The sequence below is a fragment of the Mesorhizobium sp. WSM1497 genome, from assembly GCF_001672455.2.
Taxonomy (GTDB): domain Bacteria; phylum Pseudomonadota; class Alphaproteobacteria; order Rhizobiales; family Rhizobiaceae; genus Mesorhizobium; species Mesorhizobium ciceri.
This window is the reverse complement of sequence record NZ_CP021070.1, coordinates 1,276,845-1,302,258: the sequence shown is the minus strand read 5'-3', so window position 1 is coordinate 1,302,258 and position 25,414 is coordinate 1,276,845. Positions and strand designations below refer to the sequence as shown.

At 64.0% G+C, this 25,414-nt stretch carries 24 protein-coding genes; 5 read left to right on the top strand and 19 right to left on the bottom strand.

The genetic code is table 11. The annotated features are described in order from the left end of the window. Positions 1–3: 3 nt before the first annotated feature. From A9K65_RS06345 to A9K65_RS06330, 4 genes are all read right to left on the bottom strand, one after another. On the bottom strand, positions 4–906 hold the full coding sequence (locus tag A9K65_RS06345; protein WP_013529092.1) for a branched-chain amino acid ABC transporter permease: 903 nt from the start codon (positions 904–906) through the stop codon (positions 4–6). A 334-nt stretch (positions 907–1,240) separates the two neighbouring features. Beyond that, complete coding sequence (locus A9K65_RS06340; protein WP_064995929.1) at positions 1,241–2,242, bottom strand: 4-hydroxyproline epimerase; 1,002 nt, start codon at positions 2,240–2,242, stop codon at positions 1,241–1,243. Positions 2,243–2,274: 32 nt separating this feature from the next. Next, the gene (locus tag A9K65_RS06335) at positions 2,275–3,507 is read right to left on the bottom strand and encodes an FAD-binding oxidoreductase (RefSeq protein ID WP_084016357.1); all 1,233 of its coding nucleotides are present in this window, start codon (positions 3,505–3,507) and stop codon (positions 2,275–2,277) included. Between the two features lie 148 nt (positions 3,508–3,655). Next, positions 3,656–4,549, bottom strand: coding sequence for a dihydrodipicolinate synthase family protein (locus tag A9K65_RS06330; RefSeq protein WP_024502892.1), 894 nt, complete (start codon positions 4,547–4,549; stop codon positions 3,656–3,658). 69 nt (positions 4,550–4,618) lie between these two features. Between A9K65_RS06330 and A9K65_RS06325 the strand changes: the two genes are divergently transcribed. Further along, positions 4,619–5,311, top strand: coding sequence for a GntR family transcriptional regulator (locus A9K65_RS06325; protein WP_050596296.1), 693 nt, complete (start codon positions 4,619–4,621; stop codon positions 5,309–5,311). A gap of 52 nt (positions 5,312–5,363) precedes the next feature. Here the strand turns inward: A9K65_RS06325 and A9K65_RS06320 are convergent, their stop codons facing one another. Both A9K65_RS06320 and A9K65_RS06315 read right to left on the bottom strand, forming a co-directional pair. Beyond that, positions 5,364–5,663: a hypothetical protein gene (locus tag A9K65_RS06320; RefSeq protein WP_024502890.1), complete on the bottom strand. Its 300-nt coding sequence runs from the start codon at positions 5,661–5,663 to the stop codon at positions 5,364–5,366. A gap of 315 nt (positions 5,664–5,978) precedes the next feature. Next, on the bottom strand, positions 5,979–7,475 hold the full coding sequence (locus tag A9K65_RS06315; RefSeq protein ID WP_013529086.1) for a CoA-acylating methylmalonate-semialdehyde dehydrogenase: 1,497 nt from the start codon (positions 7,473–7,475) through the stop codon (positions 5,979–5,981). A 218-nt stretch (positions 7,476–7,693) separates the two neighbouring features. Between A9K65_RS06315 and A9K65_RS06310 the strand changes: the two genes are divergently transcribed. The 3 genes from A9K65_RS06310 (at position 7,694) to A9K65_RS06300 (ending at position 11,387) form a co-directional block, all read left to right on the top strand. Further along, entirely contained in the window at positions 7,694–8,575 is an 882-nt protein-coding gene (locus A9K65_RS06310) for a LysR family transcriptional regulator (RefSeq protein WP_013529085.1), read from the top strand. Between the two features lie 215 nt (positions 8,576–8,790). Beyond that, entirely contained in the window at positions 8,791–9,234 is a 444-nt protein-coding gene (locus A9K65_RS06305; RefSeq protein ID WP_064995976.1) for a hypothetical protein, read from the top strand. Further along, positions 9,231–11,387, top strand: a complete 2,157-nt coding sequence (locus tag A9K65_RS06300) for a phospholipase D-like domain-containing protein (RefSeq protein WP_064995930.1) — start codon at positions 9,231–9,233, stop codon at positions 11,385–11,387. Before A9K65_RS06305 ends, A9K65_RS06300 begins: the two co-directional genes overlap by 4 nt. A 4-nt stretch (positions 11,388–11,391) precedes the next feature. Here A9K65_RS06300 and A9K65_RS06295 read toward each other — a convergent pair whose 3' ends face one another. From A9K65_RS06295 to rsfS, 10 genes are all read right to left on the bottom strand, one after another. Then, positions 11,392–12,648: a D-amino acid dehydrogenase gene (locus tag A9K65_RS06295; protein ID WP_013529082.1), complete on the bottom strand. Its 1,257-nt coding sequence runs from the start codon at positions 12,646–12,648 to the stop codon at positions 11,392–11,394. 121 nt (positions 12,649–12,769) lie between these two features. Continuing rightward, the gene (locus A9K65_RS06290) at positions 12,770–13,312 is read right to left on the bottom strand and encodes a nucleoside-diphosphate kinase (protein ID WP_064995977.1); all 543 of its coding nucleotides are present in this window, start codon (positions 13,310–13,312) and stop codon (positions 12,770–12,772) included. A 14-nt stretch (positions 13,313–13,326) separates the two neighbouring features. Continuing rightward, positions 13,327–13,749 (bottom strand): nucleoside diphosphate kinase regulator, encoded by a 423-nt coding sequence (gene rnk, locus A9K65_RS06285; RefSeq protein WP_013529080.1) that lies wholly within the window; start codon positions 13,747–13,749, stop codon positions 13,327–13,329. 274 nt (positions 13,750–14,023) lie between these two features. After that, positions 14,024–15,163 carry an alanine racemase gene (gene alr / locus A9K65_RS06280; RefSeq protein ID WP_064995931.1) on the bottom strand — a complete coding sequence of 380 codons (1,140 nt, stop codon included), beginning with the start codon at positions 15,161–15,163 and terminating at the stop codon, positions 14,024–14,026. Positions 15,164–15,293: 130 nt separating this feature from the next. After that, positions 15,294–15,815 carry an RNA pyrophosphohydrolase gene (locus tag A9K65_RS06275; RefSeq protein WP_013529078.1) on the bottom strand — a complete coding sequence of 174 codons (522 nt, stop codon included), beginning with the start codon at positions 15,813–15,815 and terminating at the stop codon, positions 15,294–15,296. Positions 15,816–15,845: 30 nt separating this feature from the next. Further along, positions 15,846–17,024 (bottom strand): divergent polysaccharide deacetylase family protein, encoded by a 1,179-nt coding sequence (locus A9K65_RS06270; protein ID WP_063169215.1) that lies wholly within the window; start codon positions 17,022–17,024, stop codon positions 15,846–15,848. A 212-nt stretch (positions 17,025–17,236) separates the two neighbouring features. After that, the gene (locus A9K65_RS06265; RefSeq protein ID WP_024502881.1) at positions 17,237–18,568 is read right to left on the bottom strand and encodes a S41 family peptidase; all 1,332 of its coding nucleotides are present in this window, start codon (positions 18,566–18,568) and stop codon (positions 17,237–17,239) included. Continuing rightward, positions 18,569–19,906: a murein hydrolase activator EnvC gene (locus A9K65_RS06260; protein ID WP_024502880.1), complete on the bottom strand. Its 1,338-nt coding sequence runs from the start codon at positions 19,904–19,906 to the stop codon at positions 18,569–18,571. A gap of 124 nt (positions 19,907–20,030) precedes the next feature. Further along, positions 20,031–20,513, bottom strand: coding sequence for a 23S rRNA (pseudouridine(1915)-N(3))-methyltransferase RlmH (rlmH, locus tag A9K65_RS06255; protein WP_024502879.1), 483 nt, complete (start codon positions 20,511–20,513; stop codon positions 20,031–20,033). 27 nt (positions 20,514–20,540) lie between these two features. Then, positions 20,541–20,918: a ribosome silencing factor gene (gene rsfS / locus A9K65_RS06250; RefSeq protein WP_013529073.1), complete on the bottom strand. Its 378-nt coding sequence runs from the start codon at positions 20,916–20,918 to the stop codon at positions 20,541–20,543. A 242-nt stretch (positions 20,919–21,160) separates the two neighbouring features. Between rsfS and A9K65_RS06245 the strand changes: the two genes are divergently transcribed. After that, a complete protein-coding gene (locus A9K65_RS06245; RefSeq protein ID WP_013529072.1) occupies positions 21,161–22,012 on the top strand; it encodes a mechanosensitive ion channel domain-containing protein in 852 nt (283 codons plus the stop codon). A gap of 9 nt (positions 22,013–22,021) precedes the next feature. Here A9K65_RS06245 and A9K65_RS06240 read toward each other — a convergent pair whose 3' ends face one another. The 3 genes from A9K65_RS06240 to A9K65_RS06230 all read right to left on the bottom strand — a co-directional run bounded on the left by A9K65_RS06240 (position 22,022) and on the right by A9K65_RS06230 (position 25,411). Next, entirely contained in the window at positions 22,022–23,305 is a 1,284-nt protein-coding gene (locus tag A9K65_RS06240) for an MFS transporter (protein ID WP_013529071.1), read from the bottom strand. Between the two features lie 68 nt (positions 23,306–23,373). Continuing rightward, the gene (locus A9K65_RS06235; protein ID WP_013529070.1) at positions 23,374–23,961 is read right to left on the bottom strand and encodes a nicotinate-nucleotide adenylyltransferase; all 588 of its coding nucleotides are present in this window, start codon (positions 23,959–23,961) and stop codon (positions 23,374–23,376) included. Between the two features lie 163 nt (positions 23,962–24,124). Beyond that, a complete protein-coding gene (locus tag A9K65_RS06230; protein ID WP_064995932.1) occupies positions 24,125–25,411 on the bottom strand; it encodes a glutamate-5-semialdehyde dehydrogenase in 1,287 nt (428 codons plus the stop codon). Positions 25,412–25,414: the final 3 nt, after the last annotated feature.

Sequence of the window (25,414 nt, the reverse complement as noted above, 5' to 3'; positions counted from 1 at the left end):
GTCTCAGACCTTTTCGACTTCTGGCCGGCCCAATATGCCGGAAGGCAGGAAGATCAGCACGATGGCCAGGATCGAGAACGCCGCGACATCCTTGTAGTCGATCGAGAAATAGGCCGACCACATGCTCTCGATGAAGCCGATCATCAACCCGCCGACCACCGCGCCCGGCAGCGAACCGATGCCGCCCAGCACCGCCGCCGTGAAGGCTTTCACGCCCGGCGTGAAACCATCCGAGAAGGCAATGACGCCGTAATACATCAGGAACAAAGTGCCGGCGACCGCGGCAAGGGCCGCACCCATGATGAAGGTGATCGAGATGGTACGGTCGACATCGATGCCGAGCAGCGCCGCCATCTTGCGGTCCTGCTCACAGGCCCGTTGCGCTCGTCCAAGCGAGGTCTTGTTGACCAGATACCAGAACAGCGCCAGCAGCAGCGCCGTGACGACGACGATGATGATCTGCTTCAGCGACACGCTGATGCCGTTGATGTTGTAAACCTGGCTGACCATCGGCGGGATCGGCTTGTTGCGGGGACCCTGCGTCACCTGGACGAAGTTCGACAGCGCGATCGACATGCCGATGGCAGTGATCAGCGGGGCCAGTCGGAACGAACCGCGCAGCGGCCGGTAGGCCACCTTTTCGATCGTCCAGTTGTAGAGGCTGGTGAGCAGCATCGCCACGATCATCATGATCAGCAGCGCCAGCACAACCGGCACGGAATAGAACAGCGCGCCAAGGGCGAGGAAGACGATCAGTGCCGTGAAGGCACCCACCATGAAGATGTCGCCATGGGCGAAATTGATCATACCGATGATGCCGTAGACCATCGTGTAGCCGATCGCGATCAGCCCATAGATCGATCCCAGCGTCAGCCCGTTGATAAGCTGCTGGACAAAGTACTGCATGTGTACATGGCTCCCCTGGAATGTCGCCCATGCAGACGCATTCCTTTTCGTATTTCCCCTAGTCGTAAAGTTTCGAGCCCGGATTGCAACGTCATTTTTCAATCGTCATGCGTGTTTTCGAAGCACGCCGCCCGATTGCCCGTTTTCCATCATCCGACCCCTGGACTATCGCGGACCCTACCATTGGCATAACGCAATGTCTTTGACGATTCGACCGCATCATGCGCTCCGTTTCGAAGAAATCGCCGTCAAAATTAGGTGATGAAAGGAATCCTTGCGTTTTTGGCACGATCCATTTTTCAGGTCGTTGCTTTCCGCAAGGTCAGGATTCCCATCACTTGACAACAAACCCGTGCGCGAACGGGTCGCGGTTGTCGATGAAGATGGTGTTCAGTCCGGTCATGCGCGCCCAGCCGCCGATCGAGGGAATGATGGCCGGCTTGCCGGCCACGCTGACATCCTTTTCGACCTTCCCCTTGAACAGCGAACCGATGATCGATTCATGCACGAAGCTGTCTCCGGCCTTGAGTTTGCCCTTGGCATGAAGCTGCGCCATGCGCGCCGAGGTGCCGGTGCCGCAGGGCGAGCGGTCGATCGCCTTGTCGCCGTAGAACACGGCATTGCGGGCATCCGCCCCATCCACCGTCGGCGCACCGGTCCACAGCATGTGCGACACCCGGTTGATGCCAGGATTTTCCGGATGCACGAAGGAATATTTCTCGTTGAGCCGCTGCCGCACCACCGGGCTCCAGGCGATGAAGTCGCCCGCCGAATGATCGGCCATGTCGCGATAGTTCTCCTGCGGTTCGACGATGGCGTAGAAGTTGCCGCCATAGGCGACGTCGACGGTGATTTCACCGAGCCCAGGGCATTCGACCGTCAGCCCCTCGGCATGGAGGAAGGATGGCACATTGGTGATGCGCACCTCCTCGACATAGTCGCCGACCTGCTTGTATTCGGCGACGACCAGCCCGGCCGGCGTGTCGAGCCTGAGCACGCCCGGCGTCTTTGGTTTGATCAGTCCGTGCTCGATGGCCATCGTCACCGTACCGATCGTGCCATGGCCGCACATCGGCAGGCAGCCGGAGGTTTCGATGAACAGGATGGCGATGTCGCAATCCTCGCGCGTCGGCGGATAGAGGATCGAACCGGACATCACGTCGTGGCCGCGCGGCTCGAACATCAGCCCGGTGCGGATCCAGTCATACTCGGCCAGAAAATGCGCACGCCGCTCCATCATCGTCGCGCCCTGCAACAGCGGGCCGCCGCCGGCGACCAGCCGCACAGGATTGCCGCAGGTGTGGCCGTCTATGCAGAAGAAGGATTTCTTGGCCATGACGCTCCTCGAAAATCAAAAACCCGAAAAAATCAAAATCGTTGCGGACTGAAGGGGGCCAGATCGATCGGCGGAGTCTGCCCCAGGACAAGATCCCTGATCAACCGTCCGGTGGCCGCCGCCTGGGTCAGGCCGAGATGGCCATGGCCGAAGGCATAGACCACCGACCGCTTTCCCGGCGCGCCGCCGATGACGGGCACTGAATCCGGCAGCGAGGGGCGGAACCCCATCCATTCGCGCCCGCCCGAGAGATCGAGCCCCGGCAGGAATTTCTGTGCCTTCTGCAGCAGCGCCTTCGACCTGGCATAATTGGGCGGCCGCTCGATGCCGCCGAGTTCGACGGCGCCGCCGACGCGCAGGCCCGTTTCGAGCGGCGTGACGACGAAACCATGGCCGGAGAAGATCAGCATCCGCTTCACGTCGAAGGCACTCGTGGGCAAGGTGGTGTTGTAGCCGCGCTCGGTCTCCAGCGGAATGCGATCGCCGAGTTGCTTCGCTAGCAGATGCGACCAGGCGCCGGCGGCGACGACGAGGTGCCGGGCCTGTCTGGTCGTGCCGTCTGCCAACGTCAGCGTCGCTCCATCCTGATCCGCCGCGACTTGGCTGATCCGGACCAGCTCAAAGCGAGCGCCCTTGGCCTGCGCATAGGTCCACACCGCTTTGCCCAGCAGTTTCGGGTCGGCGACCGTCTTCCATCCCGGCACGAATGTGCCTTTGATGAAGCGCGGCGACAGCCCCGGCTGCAAGGCGGCCAGTTCCTCGCCCTCGACGTGGCGGAAACCGATGCCGAAACGCTTACGCGCCGCCCAGCCGGGCAGCCCGGCCTGAAATTCGGCTTCGCTTTCGTAAAGCTCGAGCGAGCCATCCTCGCGCAGCATCGACCGCGTGCCGGAGCGATCGAGCAAGCCCATCCACTCCGCCTCGGCAAGCTTCATCATGCCTGCTTGAGCGGCAAGGCTCGCCTCGTATTTCCCCGGCGCACCGGCGCGCCAGAAGCGGATCAGCCAGGGCAGAAGCGTCGGCAGGTAGGCGGGCGGGATGCTGAGCGGGCCGAGCGGATCGGCCAGCCATTTCGGCAGCTGCCGCATCATGCCCTTGTGCGCCAGCGGCAGCACGTCGGAGAAGGCGAAGGCGGCGGCATTGCCCGAGCTCGTCTCCTCGCAAATGCCTGTGCGATCGAAGACGGTGACCCTGCGTCCCGCCTCAGCGAGAGAAGCAGCGGCACAGATACCGATGATGCCGCCACCGACGATGGCTATGTCCAACCCTTCTCCCCGTTCACGGGGAGAAGGCGCCCGAAGGGCGGATGAGGGGCTGCGCCCCGCTTCTGTCGACTTGGAATTTCCTTGCACGTGGGCGCTGCCCCTTATCTGGCTGCCACCATCTTCTCCCTGCGAACAGGAAGAAGAAGCCTCAGAACTGCGGCAGTGTCGGCCGCACCGCGAGCGCATCCTTGACGATCTTCTCGACGGACTTGCGGCGATCGCCAGACAGCGGCTGTCGCGGCATGCGAACGCGGTCATTTGTGTTGATCGCGAACACTTCGGCAAGCTTGATGTTTTGGACCAGATAGGTCGAGACGTCGAGATCGAGCAGCGGCCGGAACCAGCGGTAGATGCCGAGCGCCTCTTCGCGGCGACCCTGCTTCATCAGCTGGTAGATGGCGACCGTCTCGCGCGGGAAGGCGGTGACCAGTCCGGCCACCCAACCGATGGCGCCGACCGACAGCGCCTCGAAGGCCAGATTGTCGACGCCGGTGAACAGGTCGTAGCGAGTGCCCAGGCGATTGATGATCTCGGTCGAACGACGGATGTCGTCGGAGGATTCCTTGATCGCGACAAAGCGCTCGTCCGACGCCAGCTCCTCCATCTGGTCGACGCTGACGTCGACGCGGTAGGCAAGCCGGTTGGAGTAGATCATGACCGGCAGGTCGCCAGCCTGCGCGACCGCGCGCAGCGCCGCGACCGTCTCTTCCGCATTGGTGTGGTAGATCGGGCTCGGCACGACCATCAGGCCGTTGGCGCCTTCCCGGCTCGCGCGCTTGGCGATGCTGGCGGCCTCGCGTGTGCCGGCCTCGTTGACCGTCAGCAGCACCGGCTTCTTGCCGGCGACCTTTTGTGCGGTCTTCAGCACCTCGATCTTCTCATCGGGCGACAGCATCGGCCCCTCGCCGAGCGATCCGCAAACGATGATGCCGTCGCAGCCAGCTTCCATCTGCAGGTTGAAGCAGCGCTCCATCTCGGCATGATCGAGGCGATCATCCGCGGTGAATTTGGTCGTGACGGCAGGAAAAACTCCGGTCCACATGATCATCTCTCCATCTGATATATCACTGGTATATCTATTAACAAACCCGCTGTCAATGCGGAATCCGTTATGATATATTCAAGATATATCAGGAGAGCGCATTTGATATCCACGGCAGCAAGCACCTCGGCGGAGCCGGCCGCGACCAGGGCCTACCATGTGCTCGAGCACATGATCGTCACGCTCGAACTGGCCCCGGCAAGCTTCGTCACCGAGGGCGCCCTGATCGACAGGCTCGGGCTTGGCAGGACACCGGTGCGCGAGGCGATCCAGCGGCTGGCCTGGGAAGGGCTGCTCGACATCAGGCCGCGCGCAGGCATCGCCATCGCCCCGCTGCATCCCGGCGACTGGCTGCGCGTGCTCGACGCGCGTCGCGGCGTCGAGGTGGTGCTGGCCCGCTCGGCCGCCCGCTTCGTCACCCGCGAGGCCGCCGACCTGTTTCACGAAGCAGCGCTTGCCATGCAGAAAGCGGTGATCTCGGGCAACGTGCTTGCCTTCATTCAGGCCGACAAGGCACTTGACGAAGCGTTGGCACTGGCTGCCGACAATCCCTTCGCCGCCCGTTTGGCCGCCCCGTTGCAGACCCACAGCCGCCGCTTCTGGTTCCGCTACAAGGCCGAGACCGGTCTTGCCGAATCCGCCGAGCACCATGTCGCGCTGATCCGCTCGATCCTTGCCGGCGACGAGGAGGCCGCGGCCAAGGATGCCAAACGCCTGATGGCGCTGCTGCGCGGCCACGCCGAAACGGCTGCGACGCGCTGAACGTCTTTTAATCCGATGCGCTTTCGCCGCCGGTGCTTCCTCGAAACTCGGATCAGGTCCCTGGCAAAGCAGCCGCCGCCATCAACGAACCGTCCCAGCCTTCGCCCGCCGTGATGACGCAGCTCTGACCATGCGTGTCGGTGGCAAGGATCGTCCAGGTGCCCTGGTCGGAGACGAATATCTCAAGAATGACGCTCGGGTTGACCAGGCCGCGCGCAGCCTCGCTTTCGTGGAATTTTTCCCCGAGCGCTTTGATCATATCCGCACGGGCTGCGCATTGCTCCGCCATCGCCGGGACGGCGGCAAACGCGGAAACCGCCGCGAAAAATAGCGTTGCCACAAGACGGGTCATCTGACACCTCCTTGCGCCAGACGATGTCCCCGAAGCTGTCGCCAGCGCCGTTGCTTGATCTGCCGTACCTCCTTGCGGCAGGACTGCAAACCAAGACGGCAGATGCCCACTTGGTTCCATCACATTAGCGTTCACGCAGATAGGGTCGTCGCCGACCTGCAAAAAAGCCCGGGCGCGAGCGCCCGGGCCTCAAATTCAAAATCAATCTGTTGTCCGGTCAGTTCATCGTCGGGATGACGAATTCGGCACCGTCCTTGATGCCTGCCCGCGCGACCGCAGCCGAAGGCGAGGACGCGCAACCAGGAAATCGTCCGGTCAGTTCATCGTCGGGATGACGAATTCGGCACCGTCCTTGATCCCGGACGGCCAGCGCGAGGTCACCGTCTTGGTCTTGGTGTAGAAACGGAACGCGTCCGGGCCGTGCTGGTTGAGGTCGCCGAAGGAAGACGCCTTCCAACCGCCGAAGGTGTAGTAGGCGATCGGCACCGGGATCGGCACATTGATGCCGACCATGCCGACCTGGACACGGCTTGCGAAGTCGCGCGCGGCATCGCCGTCACGGGTGAAGATGGCGACGCCATTGCCCATCTCATGGTCGTTGGCGAGCTTGATCGCGCTCTCATAGGTCGGCGCGCGCACAACCGACAACACCGGCCCAAAGATCTCTTCCTTGTAGATGCGCATGTCCGCGGTGACGTTGTCGAACAGGCAGCCGCCCATATAGTAGCCGTCTTCATAGCCCTGCATGGAGAAGCCGCGGCCGTCGACGACCAGCTTGGCGCCTTCCTTGACGCCGGTGTCGACATAGCCCTTGACCCGCTCCAGGGCTTGGCGCGTCACCAGCGGGCCGAAATCGGCGGAAGAGTCGGTCGAAGGACCGACCTTCAGGCTTTCGACGCGCGGGATCAGCTTTTCCATCAGCCGGTTGGCGGTGTCGTTGCCGACCGGGACGGCAACCGAGATCGCCATGCAGCGTTCGCCGGCCGAGCCGTAGCCGGCGCCGATCAGCGCGTCGACCGTCTGGTCCATGTCGGCATCGGGCATGATGATCATGTGGTTCTTGGCGCCGCCGAAGCACTGCACGCGCTTGCCGGCGGCCGTGCCGCGCGAATAGATGTAGTGGGCGATCGGCGTCGAGCCGACAAAGCCGATGGCCTTGATGTCGGGATCGTCGAGGATGGCGTCGACCACGTCCTTGTCGCCATTGACGACATTGAGGATGCCCGCCGGCAGGCCAGCTTCGAGGAACAGTTCGGCGATGCGCATCGGCACGCCCGGATCGCGCTCCGAAGGCTTCAGGATGAAGGCGTTGCCGCAGGCGATGGCCGGCGCGATCTTCCACAGCGGGATCATTGCCGGGAAGTTGAACGGTGTGATGCCGGCGACGACGCCGAGCGGCTGGCGCATCGAATAGACGTCGATGCCGGGGCCGGCGCCGTCGGTGAATTCACCCTTCATCATGTGCGGCGCGCCGATGCAGACTTCGACCACTTCGAGGCCGCGCTGGATGTCGCCCTTGGCGTCGGCGATCGTCTTGCCGTGCTCGCGCGCTAGGATGTCGGCCAGTTCGTCATAGTCGCGGGCGACCAGTTCGAGAAACTTCATCAGCACGCGCACGCGACGCTGCGGGTTGGTTGCGGCCCATTTCGGCTGCGCAGCCTTGGCGTTCTCCACCGCAGCGCGCAGTTCCGCCTGTGATGCCAGCGCCACCGTGCCGCGCACGGAGCCGTCCATCGGCTGCATGACATCCTGCTTGCGGCCGCTGGTCCCGGCGACATGCTTGCCGCCGATGAAATGACCATAGTCGATCATGATTTCTCTCCCTTGTTTGTGATGCTGCATTGTCCGCCTTTGGCCGGCGGATGGCAACGCGACGAAGAACGCAACCGTTGTGCGGAAAGTAGATAGCGGTTGACGGACGAGCATCAATTCTCGCAAATGCGGAGACCTCGTCTGATAGCAGCAGGGATTGAGAGATTGAGTTCCCACCACAGGACGCGGCGTCAGCGATTGTCATCTGGACCATCCCCATGAACTGGGATGACGTCCGCATCTTCCTTGCCGTGGCGCGTGCCGGCCAGATCCTTGGCGCCGCCAAACGGCTGGAGCTCAACCACGCCACCGTCTCACGCCGCATCGCCGCACTCGAGGATGCGCTTCGGACAAAGCTGTTTCGCCGGCTGACCACCGGCAGCGAGCTGACTCCCGCCGGCGAGCGCTTCCTCGACATTGCCGAGCGCATGGAGGGCGACATGATCGCCGCGCGCTCGACCATATCAGGCGAAGGCGACGATGTTTCCGGCACGGTGCGCATCGGCGCCCCGGACGGTTTTGGCGTTGCCTTCCTGGCCAAGCGCCTTGGCGCGCTGACCGCCCTGCACCGCGAGCTGACGATCCAGCTGGTGCCGGTGCCGCGCTCCTTCTCCCTGTCGCGCCGCGAGGCGGACATCGCCATCACTGTCGAGCGGCCGACCGAAGGCCGGCTGGTGGCGGGAAAGCTGGTCGACTATTCGCTCGGCCTGTTTGCCTCGCGCGCTTATGTCGATGCCAATGGTCTGCCCAAAACAGCGGCCGAACTCGGCCAGCACACCCTTATCGGCTATGTGCCGGATCTCATTGTCAGCCCTTCGCTCGACTACGCGGCCGAATTCAGCGCGGACTGGCGCACCAGTTTCGCCATCTCCTCGGCGCTCGGCCAGGCCGAAGCAGTGCGCTCGGGCGCCGGCATCGGCATCCTGCACACCTTCGTCGCCCGCTCGATGCCGGAACTCGTGCCGGTCGATGTCGTGGCACCCATCCGCCGCGCCTACTGGCTGGTCTATCACGAATCGGTCAGGCCACTGCGCCGCGTCCAGATCGTCGCCAGCTTCATCACCAAGATGGTGGAGCGGGAGCGGAACCTGTTCGTCTGAGGCATGTCGCCCAAAACTGATCTCGGTTTTGGCGAACGACATGCATAAACTAAGACGCTAAAGCGCATCGCATGAATCCGATCAAACGCGATACGCTTTGGCCGTGCCGCCTTTTCCTTGCCACAAAACCGGCCAGTGTGGCATCAGGCGTGCGGTCGCCGGCCACGGGCAGGTCGCCGGGTGGGGAACCTTTCAGAAAGCTGGCGCGGATAGACATGCGAGCCGTTCTTGCCATCCTGCCGCTGCTTTTCATTTCCGCTTGCGCCAATCCGTGGACGAAGGTTCCGGAGGCCGAACTGCCCAAACCGATCCGCTACGCCATGGCGCGGCCTTCGCCTTTCGTCTTCGGCAATTATTGCGGCCCCGGCACCCGCACCGGCGATCTGTCGGCCCGGCCGGTCGATCGCCTCGACGCGGCCTGCCAGACGCATGATGCCTGCTACGTCGCCCGCCACAACCATTGCGACTGCGACGGCGCCCTGGTCGCCTCGGCGAAAGCGATCCGTGACGACAACGCAACGCCGCGCAAGATGCGCGGCGAGGCCGAACTGCTGATCGCCACCTTTGCCATCCCCGTCTGCAAGGTCTTCCCGCAGGGTTTCATGCCGCCGCGCGATCCGGCGCAATTGAGTGCCCTGAAGACCGGAGCTGCCGGGTGAAGGGTCGCGCATTCACCGCCGTCGTTCTGTTCGGGCTGGCTGTCCTTGCCGGCTGTGCCGGTACTGGTCGCAATGCCTGCGATCTCCTGCAAGGCCAGAGCGCTTGCGCGCGACCCGCGCTCTCCGCGGAGACAGCTGGGCCACGGATCGCCGCCGCGCAGTTTTTCGGCGACGCCGGCACCAGCGACTACGAAAAACGCTTCCTGGCGCTGCTCGCCCGCCATCAGCTTGGCGCCATGGACCGCGCCAACGGCACCGGCCCTTTCGGCCACGACCGCCATGAGATCGCCAACAGCGATTTCCAGGCGACCTACCGGACGCTGCAAAAACTGGCCGGGCCGGTTGCCGAAATGCATCTGCCGCCGGCCGGCGCCAACAGCGGCGAGGGTCATTTTGACGGACGCTGGCGGGTGTCGCGACAGACGCTCTACATCGATGCGGCGGCGCAGCCTTCGGCGCCCAAGACCTTCGATTTCTCCGGCCTGCAAGCGCGCAGCGTCGAGATCGTGCTGCGCCAGGCCGGCAAGCAACCGGCCGACATCGAAGGCGTCTGCGACGGCACGCTGGCGATCCGTGCCGGCGGCGCTTCACGCACCATCGCCACGGGCACGGCATTTCGCTTTCGCCTGTCCGGCGAGGACGATACGGTCAGCCTGTTTCCAAGTGACGGCCTGAACCGCTGCGCGGCAAGAATCCGCTCCAGCCTTGCTCCGGCCGGCGCGCCGCTCACCATCCGACGCGAAGAGACCGCCGATCCGGCGCTTGCCGCTTTCGACAGTCGCTACGAGCGTTGCCCGACGCCAGACCCAACCGGCCTCGATCCTCTCAGCCGCGCCTTCTATGCCAGCCGTTGGCTGTCGCAGACCTGTGCCTTGCCGATCGGAAAGCCGCGCCTGCTGCGCAAATCGCGCGATGGCTTCAACGCCAAGGTCGAGGCGCTGATGGGAGCGCCGCTGTCCGACAGCGCCATCGACAAGGGCGACCCGGAGCTGCCGCTCGACTTCTCCAGGGCCCCAAAACTGAAGCTGATCTATCTGTCATCCCTGGAGTTCAAGGCCGACTTCTCCGGCCGCATCATCGAACGGCTGATCCGTCATCATGCAGCCCTCGGCACCAAGGTGCGCATCCTGGTCACCGACGTGCTGGAGCGCGACAAGGACGACGCCATGCTGCATCGGCTGGCGGCCGAATTCCCCAATGTCGGGCTGCAGGAATATCGCTGGCGGGCGGACCGGGGCGCGCCGATCGACGAGCAGATTTCACAATTGCACAAGGTCCATCACGTCAAGATGCTGGCGACGCTTGCCGACGATCCACGGCGGTCGCGCGCCATCGTCGGCGGCCGCAACATCCATGACGGCTTCCTGTTCCACCAGCCGATCGATCTGTCGCGCTATCCCGACCTTGAGCAATACGGCAAGACCGATGGATTCTCGCTGAACTACTATTCGAACTGGAGCGACTTCGACGTCGAGTTCGCCGATCCGGCCACGGTCGAGACCCTTGCCGCGCATCTTTCGACAGTGTGGCTGCGCGACGCCGACACCAATCTGGCGCGCCCCTTCTCCATTCCGGCCCGGTCCGCCGGCGGCCGCCCCTCAGGCACGGCGCGGCACTTCATTTCGGTGCCCTACGAGGATGGCCATGCGCTGGAGGATTATTTCGTCGAGCTGGTCGACGCCGCCCAGCACCATATCCAGATCGTCAACCCCTATCTCAACCTGACGCCCAAGCTTGCCCAGGCTGTTGACCGGGCGCTCGCCCGCGGCGTCAGGATCGACATTGTCGGCCGCATCGATCTCAAGGGCGATATCGGCGGCAAGTTTCTCACCGCGCTCAACAAGCTGTTTGTCGAGAAATATGGCGATCGCATCAACATCCGCGAGTTCAAGGCGCCTGACGTGGTGCTGCATTCCAAGATCATGATGATCGACGAAAGGCTGGTCGCCATCTCGTCGGTCAACCTCAACAACCGCAGCTTCTTCCACGACAGTGAGAACGGCATGATGGTGCTCGATCCGGCCTTCTACACCAGGATGAAGCCGATCTATGACGACTATGTCGCCCACTCCAAACCGGTCGCCACCAATGTGACGATCCCGTGGGCGTATCGGCTGCTTTTCGACGAGGACTGGGTCCGGCAGGCGTTCTGACTCTCTAGCGCAGATAGCGCTCCTGCGCGAGGTCGCGGACGTCGATGTCAGGCACCCGGTTGGAGATGATGTCGGCCAGCACCTTGCCCGAGCCGCAAGCCATGGTCCAGCCGAGCGTGCCGTGGCCGGTGTTGAGATAGAGATTGGAAAGCTCGGTGCGGCCGATCAGCGGCGGGCCATCCGGCGTCATCGGCCGCAGCCCGCACCAGAACGTCGCGTCCCGCATGGCGCCGGCGCCCGGAAAGAGATCGCCGACCGAGTGTTCCAGCGTGCGCCGCCGCGATTCGTGCAGCCTGAGGTCGAAGCCGGAAATCTCGGCCGTGCCGCCAACCCGGATGCGGTCGCCAAGCCGGGTGATCGCCACCTTGTAGGTCTCGTCCATCACCGTCGAGACCGGTGCCGCGGCGGCGTCCTTGATCGGCACGGTGATCGAATAGCCCTTGACCGGATAAACCGGGATCGGCCGCTTCACTCGGCGCATGAAACCCGCCGAATAACTGCCCAGCGCCATCACATAGGCGTCGGCGGTCTTCCAGCCCTTGCTGGTGCTGAGATTGGCAATGCGGTTGCGGCTGCGGATGACGCGCCAGATCGTCACGTCGTACTCGAACTTGACGCCGCGCGCCACGCAAAGCTCGGCCAGCCTGTCGGTGAACATCTTGCAGTCGCCGGTCTCGTCGTGCGGCAGCCTGAGGCCGCCGACGAACTTTTCGCGCACCCCGGCAAGGCCAGGCTCAGCCGCGATGCAACCGTCCTGGTCGAGGATCTCGTAAGGCACGCCATACTTCTTCAGCACCTCGACATCGCCGCCGGTGCCGTCAAGCTGCTTTTGCGTCCGGAACAGCTGCAGCGTGCCCTGGGTCCGCTCGTCATAGGCGATGCCGGTCGCCTCGCGCAGCGCCTTGAGCGTATCGCGGCTGTATTCGGCCAGCGGCACCATGCGCGCCTTGTTGATCGCATAGCGCTCGGCCGTGCAGTTGCGCAGCATCTTGATGAGCCATGTCCACATATGCGGATCGAAGGCCGGCCGCACCACCAGCGGGCCATGCTTCATCAGCAGCCATTTGATCGCCTTCAGCGGAATGCCGGGCCCGGCCCAGGGCGAGGCGTAGCCGGGCGAAATTTCGCCGGCATTGGCGAAGCTGGTTTCCAGCGCCGGGCCTTTCTGGCGGTCGAGAACCGTCACCTCGTGACCGGCCTCGGCGAGAAAGTACGCCGTGGTCACTCCGATGACGCCGCCGCCCAGCACCATGATCTTCATCGTTTACTCCTTGCCGCGTCGCACGCCCTTGAGGACGCCTGGACGCGGCCGCATTTCCGATTTGCGCATGATCCCCGGCGAAAATCGATGCCGATTTTCGAGATCATGCAGTGTTGCCTGTTCACGCCGCCGCAGGACCGGGGTCGTCATCCCCTGTCTGCCGCATTCCGGCCCTTTCGCCAAGGGGCCGCCAATCGGCTGCGGCGCTGTAGACGAGGGTGAGCCCATGCGGCCGTCGCGCCTCGGCCTGGGATTTCTCCCTAACGGCACGCCGCGCGGCCTCCGGCTGGTAGAGCACGGTCGCGATCAGGACCGACTCCCGCCTGCCGTCGGCCTGTTCGATCCATGCGGTCTGGCCCTCGGCCATGCCGAGCATGCAAAGCCCCCGCCTTGTCATGATCGACAGGCTGGAGCCGACCGGGCCGCGCACCTCATTCTGCACCAAGGTCCGGGTCTGGGCGGGGCCGGCATCGACACGGAACACCAGCCTGCTGTTCAGCGTCACGATATCGGATCCGACCGAATCGACCGCGACGACCTCGGCCTTGGAAAGCTTGTCTTCAAGCATTGGAACAATCGGATCCGCGAAAGCCCGCCGACGCTCCAACATGATTTCGAGGACGGCGAAGTCCTTTGTCGTCAGCCGGAAATTCGCGCCTGTCATCACCGTCTCCATGATCAGGCCCCCTCCCGCCCGCAGGCCGGCGTATCGACCACTTCGATGGTCGCTGACAGTTCCCGGCCGCCACGGCTGCTCCAGCACACCGTCTGCCCAGCGGTCGCGCCGATGAGCGCCGTCCCCATCGGTGTCAGCACCGAGATCCTGTTTTCACTGATGTCTGCTTCGCCGGGATAGACCAGCGTGACGCGCTGGATGTTGCCGCCATCGTTGCGGATTGTCACCGCCGAACCCATCCGCACGACATTGGCCGGCATGGAAGCCGCTGCCGTGACAACGGCACGGTCCATCTCCGAAAGCAATTCTTCGGCCGTCTCGGGCACGCGGTCGAGCGACGCCCGCGCCAGGCCCGTCAGCCTGAGATGGTCGGCATCGGTGACCAGAAGCCGGCTCGGTGGACGCAATCCTGTTGCATGTTGCATGGCAAACCTCATGACTTGGCGCATCGAACAGACGCGCGCCTGCCGCCGCGCAAACGGTGGCTTGATGAAAAACCGGCAGCCGCGAAGCTGTCTGGCTCGGGAATGATAATGTCAGGTAGAAATGCCCCGGTTCGGACGGACGCCAAAAGGCGACCGCGCCGGGGCTACGATCCCGCGATCGGGCAGACCCTGAACAAGGTTCTGATATAAGCTGGGTTGCTCATGCATGGAGCCTTGCCGACAGGCGTCCGCTTGTCAAGCGCGGCCAAACCGCTCAACCGCCGACATAGCGCCGGTGGAAGCGCGGGCCGAGGCTGGTCAGGATCTCGTAGCCGATGGTGCCGGCATGGCCGGCGGCGTCATCGACGCTTTGCGAGGGACCGAGCAGTTCGACCAGATCACCCTCGCGCAGCCTGCCGGCCGGCAGGGCGGAAATGTCGAGAATGATCGAATCCATCGATACCCGCCCGACGAAAGGTAGCCGCACGCCCTCGAACCAGGCGGCGGACGCGGCGCGGCGTTGCCAGCCATCAGCGTAGCCGAACGAAATCGTCGCCAGCCTGAGCGGGCCTTGCGCATGATAGGTGTGGCCATAGCCGACGCCGGCGCCCTTTTCGACGCTGCGCGTCTGTGCCACCTTTGCCTGCAGCCGCACCACCGGCAGCATCGGATTGGACTTTGGCGGCGTCGGATTGATGCCGTAGAGGGCGGCACCGGGGCGGGCGAGATCGTAGTGAAAGGACGGCCCAAGAAAGATGCCGGAGGAATTGGTCAGCGAGGCCGGTGCCGCCGGCAGCATCTTGCGCAGCTGCTCGAATGCCAGTCGCTGCTTCTCATTGGCCGGATGCTCCGGCTCGTCGGCGCAGGCCAGATGGCTCATCACGTAACGGATGTCGATGCCGTCGAAAGCCTGCGGATCGGCGGCGATGCGATCCACATCCCGAGGCGCCATGCCGAGCCGCGACATGCCGCTGTCGACCTGGACCGCGGCCGGCAGTTTTCGGCCGGCGCGGCGGGCCGCAGCACGCCAGGCTGCCAGTTGCTCGTGGCTGTAGATAACAACGCAAAGGTTTGCTGCCACAGCGTCCGGCTCGGCACCGGGCGGAATGCCGTTCAACACGAAAATGGCAGGGCCGGCCCCAAGCGAGCGGCGCAGGGCGACGCCTTCGCCCAGAAGCGCAACGAAGAAGATATCGCAGCCTTCGCGCAGCAGTGCCGCCCCGACCTGGCCGGCGCCAAGGCCGTAGCCGTCCGCCTTGAGCACACCAGCGCAGGCAACATCGCCCAACCGCGCCTTCAGCCGCCGGTAGTTTTCACGGATTGCACCGAGGTCGATGGTGAGGATGGCCCCAGCCGCCACTTCGCTTGTGGCGGTGACCTCTTCTGGCGGCGATTTTTGGGGGGCGTCGTTCATGGCGACCGTTCTTGTGGTGGATGGGTTAGTCAGTGTCAGTAGTCAGTAGTCAGTAGTCAGTAGTCAGTAGAAATTGGCGCGGACCGCAACAGAACATTCAACCCTACTCCCCTACTCCCCTACTCCCCTACTATCGCACCAGATGCCGGAACGCCGCCACCACATCCTCATAGACATGGCGCTTGAACGGCACGATCAGGTCGGGAAGGTCCTGCATCGGCCGCCATGCCCATTTGTCGAACTCGGCGGTGTGGCCACCCGGCGGCGGATTGATCTGGATCTCGCTGACATCGCCGTGGAAACGAAAGGCGAACCATTTCTGCGTCTGGCCGCGATACCGGCCCTTGAAGGCGATGCCGACGAGATGCTCCGGCAAATCATAGTTGATCCAGTCCGGCGCCTCGGCCAGTAGCGAGACGCCGCGCATGCCGGTCTCCTCATAGAGCTCGCGCTCGGCCGCCTGCAGGGGCTCCTCGCCCTCGTCGATGCCGCCTTGTGGCATCTGCCAGAGCTGCGTCGTGCCGGCAAATTCGCTGTCCGGTTCGGCAATGCGGTGCCCGACCCAGACCAGGCCCTCGGCATTGAGGATCATCAGCCCGACGCAGGGTCGGTAAGGCAGCGTTTCGCGGTCGATTTTGTTCGTCTTTGGCATCAGTCACTCTTTCCAGCCGTCTTCCGAGGGCTAGCCTTTTTGCGGATCGATAGCCACCGCTGAAATCGGCACGATCTCGATGCCGCGCTTCTTGGCCTCGACCACCCAGGATGACACGGTATCGACCGTCAGGTCGAAGGCCGAACCGATGCCGACGGCAGTGCCTTTGGCCCGCGCGGTCGCCTCCAGGCTGTCGAGCTTCTTCAGGATTTCGCCGCGATCCTGCACGGCATCAATCGCCATGTCGCCGGCGACGAAGGGCACGCCGTCCTTCAGCGCCAGATCCGGCGCCAGACTGCGCGCCGACGAGCCGTCATCGATATAGGCGAGGCCGCGTTTGCCGAGCTCGGCGATGAACGGCTCCATCGCCGCCGCGTCAGCGGAAAAGCGGGCGCCCATATAGTTCATGACGCCGGTATAGTTGGTCGTCCGCGACAGCGCCCAGTGCAGGCTCTTCAGGTTCTCGTCCGCGCTCGCCGCCACCGTCAGCGTGTTGCGTCCCGGATTGACCTTGGGATAATCGAACGGTTCGAGCGGCACCTGCATGACGATCTCGTGGCCGCTCTGCCTGGCTGCCTGCATCCAGCGGCCGATGCTGTTGCCTTGCGGCGCGAAGGCCAGCGTCACTTCCGCCGGCAGCTTGGCGATGGCCGCCTGGGTGCCGGTCTGCGAAACCGAAAGTCCACCGATGACGATCGCCACCCGTGCGCCGCGCCCGCCCGACCAGGGCCGCGCATAGACGTCGAACGGCCGCCTGCCATCGGCGGCGCGCACCGGCAACGGCCCGGTCTCGCTGGCCTCGATCAGCGCCTTGTCTGGAATATGCGCGACCTTCAGGTTCTGGCCGACGGTCGACGGGTCGCGAATGACGATCGCTGCCTTGGGCGGCCCATCGCCCTCCTCCGTCTGCACATGGATTATCTGCGGCCCACCTGATTTGACCGGCGCCTCCGGCTTCGGTGCCGCCGGGGCCAATGCAGGCGGCGCGGCGGCAGGTTCGGCCGCCGCGGTCACTTTCGGCGTTGAAACGGCAACCTGTTGCGGCTTACGAAACGGCTTTTCCCTGAGCGCGATCGCGCCGGAGATGCCTGCCACCACCAGCACGGCCACTGTCGCCATGATCGCACCGCCGCTGAGCTTGCCGGCGGCGCGCGGCGGCCGGACTGCCTGTCCGAGCGGGCGTTCGATGTCCTTGCCGATATCAGTCAAGCGTAATCCCCGGGCGCATGGCTCCGAAGGCGAAGCCACTTCGAAACGGCATGCGCGAATTCATCAATCCCGGCGCACCCCCGCGCCATGCCTTGGGAGCTTTGCCTCGCCCCCGAATCAAACTGCCGGAACCTTTCGGTCCCGGCAGCATCGCATTGCTTCCATCATGCTCAAACAGAAAGATGGAGCGGCGCGTGGGCCGCTCCAGATGCTTACTGGTTGAGAACCGCCTTTTGCGGATTGGGCGGGAAGGACGGATCGGTCTTCTGGCCGCGCAGCAGCTGCTCGGCATAGATGAGCTGCAGATCGTCCTTCGGATCCGGTGGCACATAGGCCGCAGAGCCCGAACCCGTCGTGCTCTCGTCGGCGCCCTTGATATGGCCCTTGAGATCGGATTCGCCACGCGTCAGATCCCTGCCCTGCAGTTCCGGCGGCAGTGGCTGTTCGACCTTGATGTCGGGCGTGATGCCCTTGCCCTGGATCGACTTGCCGGACGGCGTGTAATAGAGCGCCGTCGTCAGCCTGAGCGCACCATTCTCGCCGAGCGGAATGATGGTCTGCACCGAACCCTTGCCGAAGGACTGCGTGCCGACCACCGTGACGCGGCGCAGGTCCTGCAGCGCGCCGGCGACGATTTCCGAGGCACTGGCCGAACCGCCATTGACCAGGACGATCATCGGCTTGCCGTTGATGTCGTCGACCTGCTTGGGCTTGGCGTCGAAGCGGGTGACGTCCTTGGGGTCGCGGCCGCGCGTCGAGACGATCTCGCCGCGGTTGAGGAAGGCATCGGACACGCTCACCGCCTGGTCGAGCAGGCCACCCGGATTGAGGCGGAGATCCAGAACGTAGCCCTTCAGCTTGTCGTCGGGAATCTGCTTCTTGATGGTGTCGATGGCGTTCTCGAGGTCGTCGTAGGTCTTTTCGGTAAAGGAGGTGATCTTCATGTAGCCGATGTCGTTCTCGACCCGGAACTTGACCGCCTTGACCTTGATGATGTCGCGCACGACCGTCAGTTCGATCGGCTTGTCGGCGCCCTGGCGCAGGATGGTCAGCTTGATCGGCGTGTTGACCAGGCCGCGCATCTTGTCGACCGCATCGTTGAGGGTCAGGCCGCGAACCTCTTCGCCGTCGATCTTGGCGATGTAGTCGCCGGCCAGCACGCCTGCCTTGGCGGCCGGCGTGTCGTCGATCGGCGTGATCACCTTGACCAGATCGTTCTCCATGGTGACTTCGATGCCGAGGCCGCCGAACTCGCCCTTGGTCTGGACGCGCATATCCTGCGCCTGCTCGGCATTCATGTAGGAGGAGTGCGGGTCAAGCGAAGCCAGCATGCCGTTGATGGCATTCTCGACCAGCGACTTGTCGTCGGGCGGCGTCACATACTGTGCCCGCACGCGCTCGAAGATATCGCCGAAGATCGCCAGTTGCTTGTAGGTCTCCGACCCTGCAGCGTTCGCCGCCGAGCCGGGTGCGCCATAGACCAGGCTCATGGCGGACGCGCCCATCAGCGCACCGGCAAACAGAAGCGACAGTTTCCGCATTATTCACGTCCTTCCAGAAAAACGGTCCGCCCACCATGGGGCCGGATCGACGGGTTTTCCATCCTTGCGGAACTCGACATAGAGTTCCGGCGTGGCATTTCCATTCTTCGAAACCGAGGTGCTCGCCACCCGGGCCTCTCCCATCGCACCGATCGGCTCTCCTGCAAGCACTGATTGACCGGTCGCGACGCTGATTCTGCTCATCCCCGCCAAAACGACATGATAGCCGTCGCCTGCGTTCAGGATCAAGAGTTGACCATAAGAGCGAAACGGCCCCGCATAAAGCACATTTCCATCCGCCGGCGCGGTAACGATGGCTCCCGATTGTGTCGCAACCATGTCGCCTAGCATCACCGCGCCGTTACCGTCGTCGGCGCCGAATCGCCGCTTGATGCGGCCGGTCACCGGCAGTGCGATCTGTCCCTGCAGCGCCGAAAAGGGCACCGCGGCGGCAAGTTGGTTGCTTTCCGGAACGGGCAGCGACGCCAGTTCCGCCGGCGCGGATGTCTTGTCGCCATCCGCCGTCTTCTGCTCAGCGGCCTTGGCGGCATCGGCGGCCTTGCGGCTCTTGTCGGCCTGCGCTTCGAGCGAGGCGATCAACTCTTTCAGGCTGCCGGCCTTGGCCGCCAGCGCTTCGGATCGCTGCTTTTCCGCGGCCATTTGCGTTTGCGTGTCGGCTTCGAGCTTCTGCTTGGCCTCCAGCAGCATGCCGAGCCGCTTCTTTTCCGCCGTCTGGTCGCCGACCGCCGCCGTCAGCCGCGCCCGTTCGGCCTCGATCGACGCCGTAATCCTGGTCTGTTCCTTGAGATCGGCAAGCAGGCTATCGGTCTGCTGGCGCAGTTCCGGCACAACCGCGCCGAGCAGGATGGCGCTGCGCACCGACGACAGCGCGTCCTCGGGCTTGACCAGGATCGCCGGCGGCGGGTTGAGGCCCATGCGCTGCAGCGCGCCCAGCACTTCGGCCAGAACGTCGCGCCGCGCCATCAGCGAGGCGCGGATCTTCTGTTCCTGGCCCTTCAACCCTTCCAGCCTGGCGCCGATGTCCTCGATGTCCTGGCCGAGCTTCTGCTCGGTCATCGCCGACTGGATCAATGCGGCGGTGATCGAGGCGTGATCCTTCTTGATCGTCGCGATGTCGGCGGAGAGCTTGGCCAATCGTTCGGACGACAGCGTGATCTCCTTCGAGACCCGTTCGTATTCGGCCCGGCTCTGGTCCGGATCGGGAGCCAGGTCGAGCGTGTTTTCCGCCCGCCCCGCATGCAGCGACAGCACAAGCACCGCCGCCGCGATGCCGCAGCGCGCGCGCCATGAGCCCGTTCTTGATTTTCTGTCTTCAGACATTGAAGCCCGACTCTATGCGTGGCTTCGTTAACGAACAATCAACCATGTTCGAAACCGCCCACTCGATGCAATGTTACGTTGGCATTGGGGCGGAAATCCGGGTGTGTCGCACCAATTCACCGGCTTACGAGCGATGGTAGGGATGTCCCGAAAGGATGGTGGCCACACGATAAAGCTGCTCTCCCAGCATCACGCGCACCAGTTGATGCGGCCATGTCAGCAATCCGAACGACATCACCAGTTCGGCCTGGTCGCGCAGCGGCTGATCGTGGCCGTCGGCGCCGCCGATGGCGATGATCAGCGCCTTGCGGCCACCGTCACGCAACAGGCCGAGGCGCCCGGCGAAATCTTCCGAGGAAAAGCTTTTGCCGCGTTCATCGAGCAGGATCAGGGCAGTGCCGGGCTGCAACTGCGTCTGCAGTTTCTGGCCTTCCTCACGCCGGCGCTCGTTGGCGGTCTGGCCGCGCCCCTCGGCTATTTCGGCAATGCCGCCAAATTCAAGCCCCACCGCCGGGCCGCTCTTGGCGAAGCGCTCGAAATAGCGGTCGGCCAGCAGCTTCTCGGGGCCGGCTTTCATCCGGCCCACGGCATGAACTGATATCTTCATCCTTGCCTTGTAAGCCGCGCGAACGACTTAGTGGAGCGTTTCTTCCTCGAGGTCCGGCGCCTGCCACATCTTTTCGAGATTGTAGAATTCGCGGACTTCGGGGCGGAAGACATGGACGATGATGTCGCCAGAATCGATCAGGACCCAGTCGGCGCCGGACAGCCCCTCGACGCGCGCGGTGCCGAGACCGGCATCCTTGATCGCTTTGAGAAGATGATCGGCGACAGCCGCGACATGACGGTGCGATCGGCCCGAAGCGACGACCATATAGTCGCCGAGGCTCGATTTCCCCTGGATGTCGATGGAGACAATATTTTCGGCCTTGGAGTCTTCCAGACTGGCAAGGACTGTCTTGATGGCGCGGGACACGGCGTCGTCTACGCTGATCCTGGCCGGCGAAGGCATGATATCGGCCTTCTTCCGCAGTGCTGTTCTCAGTGTATTTCCTTTCGCAGCAAGAACAACCAAATCACCCCTTGAAGCAGGTGACACCACTTAGATAGGCAGAGTTCCCTGACAGTTTCAAGACGGGACCCTGCCTCGCACGAACGTATTGTCGCTCCTGTGGTTCCGCCGCACACCGGAAAAGATCGGAACCCTCGCCGTCGGCATGGGTTATCGGCTCACCGACCAACCGGATTTCCCCCATGCCGATCGACCCGCAAAACGCCTTCCTCAGCGTCCAGGCTGGCCTCGCCCAACTGAGCACGCTGATTGTTTCCTACTCCTTCTCGGCCATCGGTGCCGTTATCCTCTTGATCGTCGGCTATATCGTCGCCGGCCTTGCCGAACGTTCGATCTTCGCCGGTCTCGGCCATATCCATGGTTTCGACGCGACGTTGCGGCATTTCTTCTCCAAGATCGTCCGCTATGCCATCCTGATCCTCGTCACCATCATGGTGCTCGGCCAGTTCGGCGTGCAGACGGCCTCGATTATTGCCGCGATCGGTGCCATTGGCCTCGCCATCGGCCTGGCGTTGCAAGGCACGCTGCAGAACATCGCGGCCGGCATCATGCTTCTGGCGCTGCGGCCGTTTCGCATCGGCGAGTCCGTCGAGGTCGGTTCGATTGCCGGTACGATCGAGGAGATCGGCCTGTTCGCAACCAAGCTCAGGACGGCCGACGGGGTCTACATATTGGCGCCCAACTCGACGCTATGGAACCAGCCGGTGCGCAACTTTTCGCGCAATGGCGTGCGCCGTAGCGACATCACGCTCAGCATCGGCTCCTGGAACGACATCGACAGGGCCCAAAAGACCTTGCTTGCCATTGCCGCCGCCGAACGGCGGGTCAAGCGTGAGCCGGCACCGATCGCTTTCGTCGCGACATTGGGCGACAGCACTGTTTCGATTGCCTTGCGCTACTGGACATCGTCGGCCGACTTCTTCGCCACCCAGACCGATCTCACCAAGCGCGCCAAACAGGAATTCGATAGCGAAGGCATATCGATCCCGCTGCCGCCACCGGAAGCCCCGTCGCCGGAAGCCCGTCGACAATAGTCGGGTGGCTCAGTGCCGGCCCTCATCGTCCGGTGCGAAGGCGAGTTCGACCGGCAACGGCGCCTGCGCCGTCATCGGTGCGAAACTGCCGGTTTCGCCGACCGGGACCGCACGCGTCGTGAACACACGCAAAAGCACGAACAGGCAGAAGGCTGCGGCGATGAGAACAGCCACATAGATGAAAGCCTGCGTTCCGAAGACGGCCGACAGCGCCGTCACGATGCCGGGCACGACGAAGCCCGACAGCGACCAGGCAAACAAAAGCGAACTGGACAGCGCCACCATGTCGTCCTTGCCGGCGCGGTCGGCGGCGTGCGCACTGGCCAGCGAATAGATCGATTCCGAAGCGCCGTCCCACACGATATAGATCACAACCAACGCGGCCAGCGCGCCGCCATCGAACCCGAGTGCAAACAGGCCGGCGACCATGGCGAGCGCGGATGCGGCGATCAGCACATAGCGGCGGTCGGTTCGGTCGGAAATCCAGCCAAGCGGGATCTGCAGGATCAGCGTGCCGAGAGGCATCGCCGAAAGCAGCAGCGCCACGTCGGCCTGGCTGTAGCCCTTGGCCGTGGCGTGGATCGGTGCGAAGCCAGCAATCGACATCGACAGGCCGCCGACGGCAAGCATGCCGGCGACGCCGACCGGTGAAACCCGCCAGGCACGGCGCAGCGCCACCGAGGCCGCCTGCGGCGCCGGCGGCTGGGCAAGTTTGGTCATCCCGACAGGGAGGATCGACAGCGCGGTGAAGACGATGCCGATCAGCGGCGCATCCGCTGTCCTGATATCGACCAGCGCTAGCGTCGCGTAGCCGACGCCGAGCCCGGCGACATAGGCAACGTAGAAGAAAGCCATCACCCGGCCGCGGATGGCGTTGGCAACCGCATCGTTCAGCCAGCTCTGCGCGACGATGAACAGGCCGCATATGGCAAAGCCGTAGAGCGCGCGGGCGGCTATCCACAGCAGCGGAAGGACCCCGGCGCCGACAGCGGCGTTGGCCAGCGCGATCAGCGCCGACAGCACCATGAAGGCGCGGGCATGGCCGACCCTTCGCACCAGCGGTCCGGTCAAGATGCAGCCGGCGAGCCCGCCGGCCGAAAGCCCGGTGATGATCAGCCCGGCCCAGGTCGGATCGAAACCCTCGGCGCCAAGCCGGACCGGGATGTAGGCAAACATCAGCCCGTTGCCGACGGCAATCAGCGCCATCGACACGATGACGCTGGCAATCGCGATCAGCGGCGTGGGCTCGGCGCCCTGCTCGGCTTCGCTGCGGTTTTTCCTGGGAATCGACATGCCTGCTCAGGATTGCCCATGAAACGGGCAAAGGAAGCGATAAAAGCGACATGGCCGGGCGGCCGGGCTCACCCCTTCGCCAGCTTGCGGATCGCGCTCGATGACAGCGACGAGCGCGGGCCGTGAATGAAGGTCCAGGCCGGCGCCTTCATGCGGGCAAGCCGCGGCGCATCGCCCTCGTCGATGCGGGCATAGTCGAAGGTCTTGGCGACGACCGAGGACAGGAACGACAGCGTCGCGCCCGGGCGGTCGATGACGGCGATCGGGAAGGTCATGACGATCTCGCGCCAGCGCTGCCAGCGATGGAAATCGCGCAGACTGTCGGCACCCATGATCCAGACGAAATCGACACCAGGGTTGCGCGCCTTGACCAGCGCCAGCGTATCGGCGGTGTAGCGGACGTGATGGGCGGCTTCGAAAGCGGTGACCTTGATCTTCGGGTTCTTGGCGATCTGTTCCGACAGCTGCAGCCGTTCGCCCAGCGGCGCCAACTCCCTGGTGTTCTTCAGCGGATTGCCCGGCGTCACCATCCACCACAACTGGTCGAGCGCCAGGCGTCTGAGCGCGATCTCGGCGACCAGCGCATGGCCGGCATGCGGCGGATTGAACGAACCGCCGAACAGGCCGACGGCAAGGCCTTTCTCGGCGTGCGGCATTTTGAAATAGTGGGAGGGGATAGCCTCCTTACCCTCCCCCTTGTGGGGAGGGTCGATCCGCGAAGCGGAGCGGGGTGGGGGTATCGCGGAATTCAGCGTCGTCCCCCCACCCGGCTCGCTATGCTCGCCACCCTCCCCACAAGGGGAAGGGTAAGACCAGCGCTCAAGGTCTCACCTGTCCCGAGCCGCGCACACGGTATTTGAACGACGTCAGCTGTTCGACGCCCACCGGTCCGCGCGCATGCATCTTGCCGGTGGCGATGCCGATCTCGGCGCCCATGCCGAATTCGCCGCCGTCGGCGAACTGCGTCGATGCGTTGTGCAGCAGGATCGCCGAATCGATCTCGTTGAAAAACCGGTCGACGGCTTGCGCATCCTCGGCGACGATCGCCTCGGTGTGATGCGAGGAAAACGTCTCGATATGCTCGATCGCACCACCGATACCGTCGACCAGTTTTACCGCGATGATGGCATCGAGATATTCTGTCACCCAATCGGCATCGGTCGCCGGCTTGGCGTCGAAAAACACTTTCAGCACCTCGGCGTCGGCATGGATTTCGCAGCCGGCGGCGCGAAGTGCATCAAGGATCGGCACCAGGTGCGTGGAGGCAACCGCCCGGTCGACCAGCAGCGTCTCTGCGGCACCGCAGACGCCGGTGCGTCGCATCTTGGCGTTGACGGCGATCCTGACAGCCATATCGAGCTTGGCGGAACGGTCGATGTAGAGATGGCAGATGCCTTCGAGATGCGCGAAGACCGGGACCCGCGCCTCGGCCTGCACCCGTCCGACCAGGCTTTTGCCGCCGCGCGGGATAATGACGTCGAGGTTGCCGCCCAACCCCTTCAGCATCTCGCCGACGGCGGCGCGGTCGGTGGTCGGCACCAGCTGGATGGCATCCTCCGGCAGGCCCGCTTGCTTCAGCCCTTCGACCAGGCAGGCGTGGATGGCGGCGGAAGAATTGAGCGAATCCGAACCGCCACGCAGGATCACCGGATTGCCGGCTTTGAGGCACAGCGCGCCGGCATCGGCGGTGACGTTCGGGCGGCTCTCATAGATGACGCCGACGACGCCGAGCGGCGTGCGCACGCGCTCGATATGCAAACCGTTCGGCCGGTCCCACTGCGCGATCACGTCGCCAACCGGATCCCGCAGCGCGGCGATTTCGCGGATGCCGTCGGCCATGGCGCGGATGCGCGCCGGATCGAGCTTCAGCCGGTCCATGAAGGAGGTGGAAAGCCCGGATTCATGACCATTCGAAACATCGATGGCATTGGCGTCGAGAATGTCCTGCTCACGGGCCACGATCGCCTCGGCCATGGCCAGCAGTGCGGCGTTCTTGGCGGCGGTCGTGGCAATGGCCAGCGGCCGGGCGGCAGCCCGGGCGCGCCGGCCGATATCGGCCATCAGCGCGACAGTGTCATCCCCGGATTTTTCATGCAGTTTCAGCATGGC

Coding starts and splice junctions, on each gene's coding strand:
- A9K65_RS06315 (WP_013529086.1), bottom strand. CDS start 7,475: ATGATCGACTATGGTCATTTCATCGGCGGCAAGCATGTCGCCGGGACC.
- alr (WP_064995931.1), bottom strand. CDS start 15,163: ATGAACGACGCCCCCCAAAAATCGCCGCCAGAAGAGGTCACCGCCACA.
- A9K65_RS06260 (WP_024502880.1), bottom strand. CDS start 19,906: ATGTCTGAAGACAGAAAATCAAGAACGGGCTCATGGCGCGCGCGCTGC.
- rnk (WP_013529080.1), bottom strand. CDS start 13,749: ATGCAACATGCAACAGGATTGCGTCCACCGAGCCGGCTTCTGGTCACC.
- rsfS (WP_013529073.1), bottom strand. CDS start 20,918: ATGCCTTCGCCGGCCAGGATCAGCGTAGACGACGCCGTGTCCCGCGCC.
- A9K65_RS06295 (WP_013529082.1), bottom strand. CDS start 12,648: ATGAAGATCATGGTGCTGGGCGGCGGCGTCATCGGAGTGACCACGGCG.
- A9K65_RS06230 (WP_064995932.1), bottom strand. CDS start 25,411: ATGCTGAAACTGCATGAAAAATCCGGGGATGACACTGTCGCGCTGATG.
- A9K65_RS06305 (WP_064995976.1), top strand. CDS start 8,791: ATGCGAGCCGTTCTTGCCATCCTGCCGCTGCTTTTCATTTCCGCTTGC.
- A9K65_RS06290 (WP_064995977.1), bottom strand. CDS start 13,312: ATGACAGGCGCGAATTTCCGGCTGACGACAAAGGACTTCGCCGTCCTC.
- A9K65_RS06275 (WP_013529078.1), bottom strand. CDS start 15,815: ATGCCAAAGACGAACAAAATCGACCGCGAAACGCTGCCTTACCGACCC.
- A9K65_RS06345 (WP_013529092.1), bottom strand. CDS start 906: ATGCAGTACTTTGTCCAGCAGCTTATCAACGGGCTGACGCTGGGATCG.
- A9K65_RS06245 (WP_013529072.1), top strand. CDS start 21,161: ATGCCGATCGACCCGCAAAACGCCTTCCTCAGCGTCCAGGCTGGCCTC.
- A9K65_RS06235 (WP_013529070.1), bottom strand. CDS start 23,961: ATGCCGCACGCCGAGAAAGGCCTTGCCGTCGGCCTGTTCGGCGGTTCG.
- A9K65_RS06340 (WP_064995929.1), bottom strand. CDS start 2,242: ATGGCCAAGAAATCCTTCTTCTGCATAGACGGCCACACCTGCGGCAAT.
- A9K65_RS06310 (WP_013529085.1), top strand. CDS start 7,694: ATGAACTGGGATGACGTCCGCATCTTCCTTGCCGTGGCGCGTGCCGGC.
- A9K65_RS06320 (WP_024502890.1), bottom strand. CDS start 5,663: ATGACCCGTCTTGTGGCAACGCTATTTTTCGCGGCGGTTTCCGCGTTT.
- A9K65_RS06240 (WP_013529071.1), bottom strand. CDS start 23,305: ATGTCGATTCCCAGGAAAAACCGCAGCGAAGCCGAGCAGGGCGCCGAG.
- A9K65_RS06330 (WP_024502892.1), bottom strand. CDS start 4,549: ATGTGGACCGGAGTTTTTCCTGCCGTCACGACCAAATTCACCGCGGAT.
- A9K65_RS06325 (WP_050596296.1), top strand. CDS start 4,619: ATGATATATTCAAGATATATCAGGAGAGCGCATTTGATATCCACGGCA.
- rlmH (WP_024502879.1), bottom strand. CDS start 20,513: ATGAAGATATCAGTTCATGCCGTGGGCCGGATGAAAGCCGGCCCCGAG.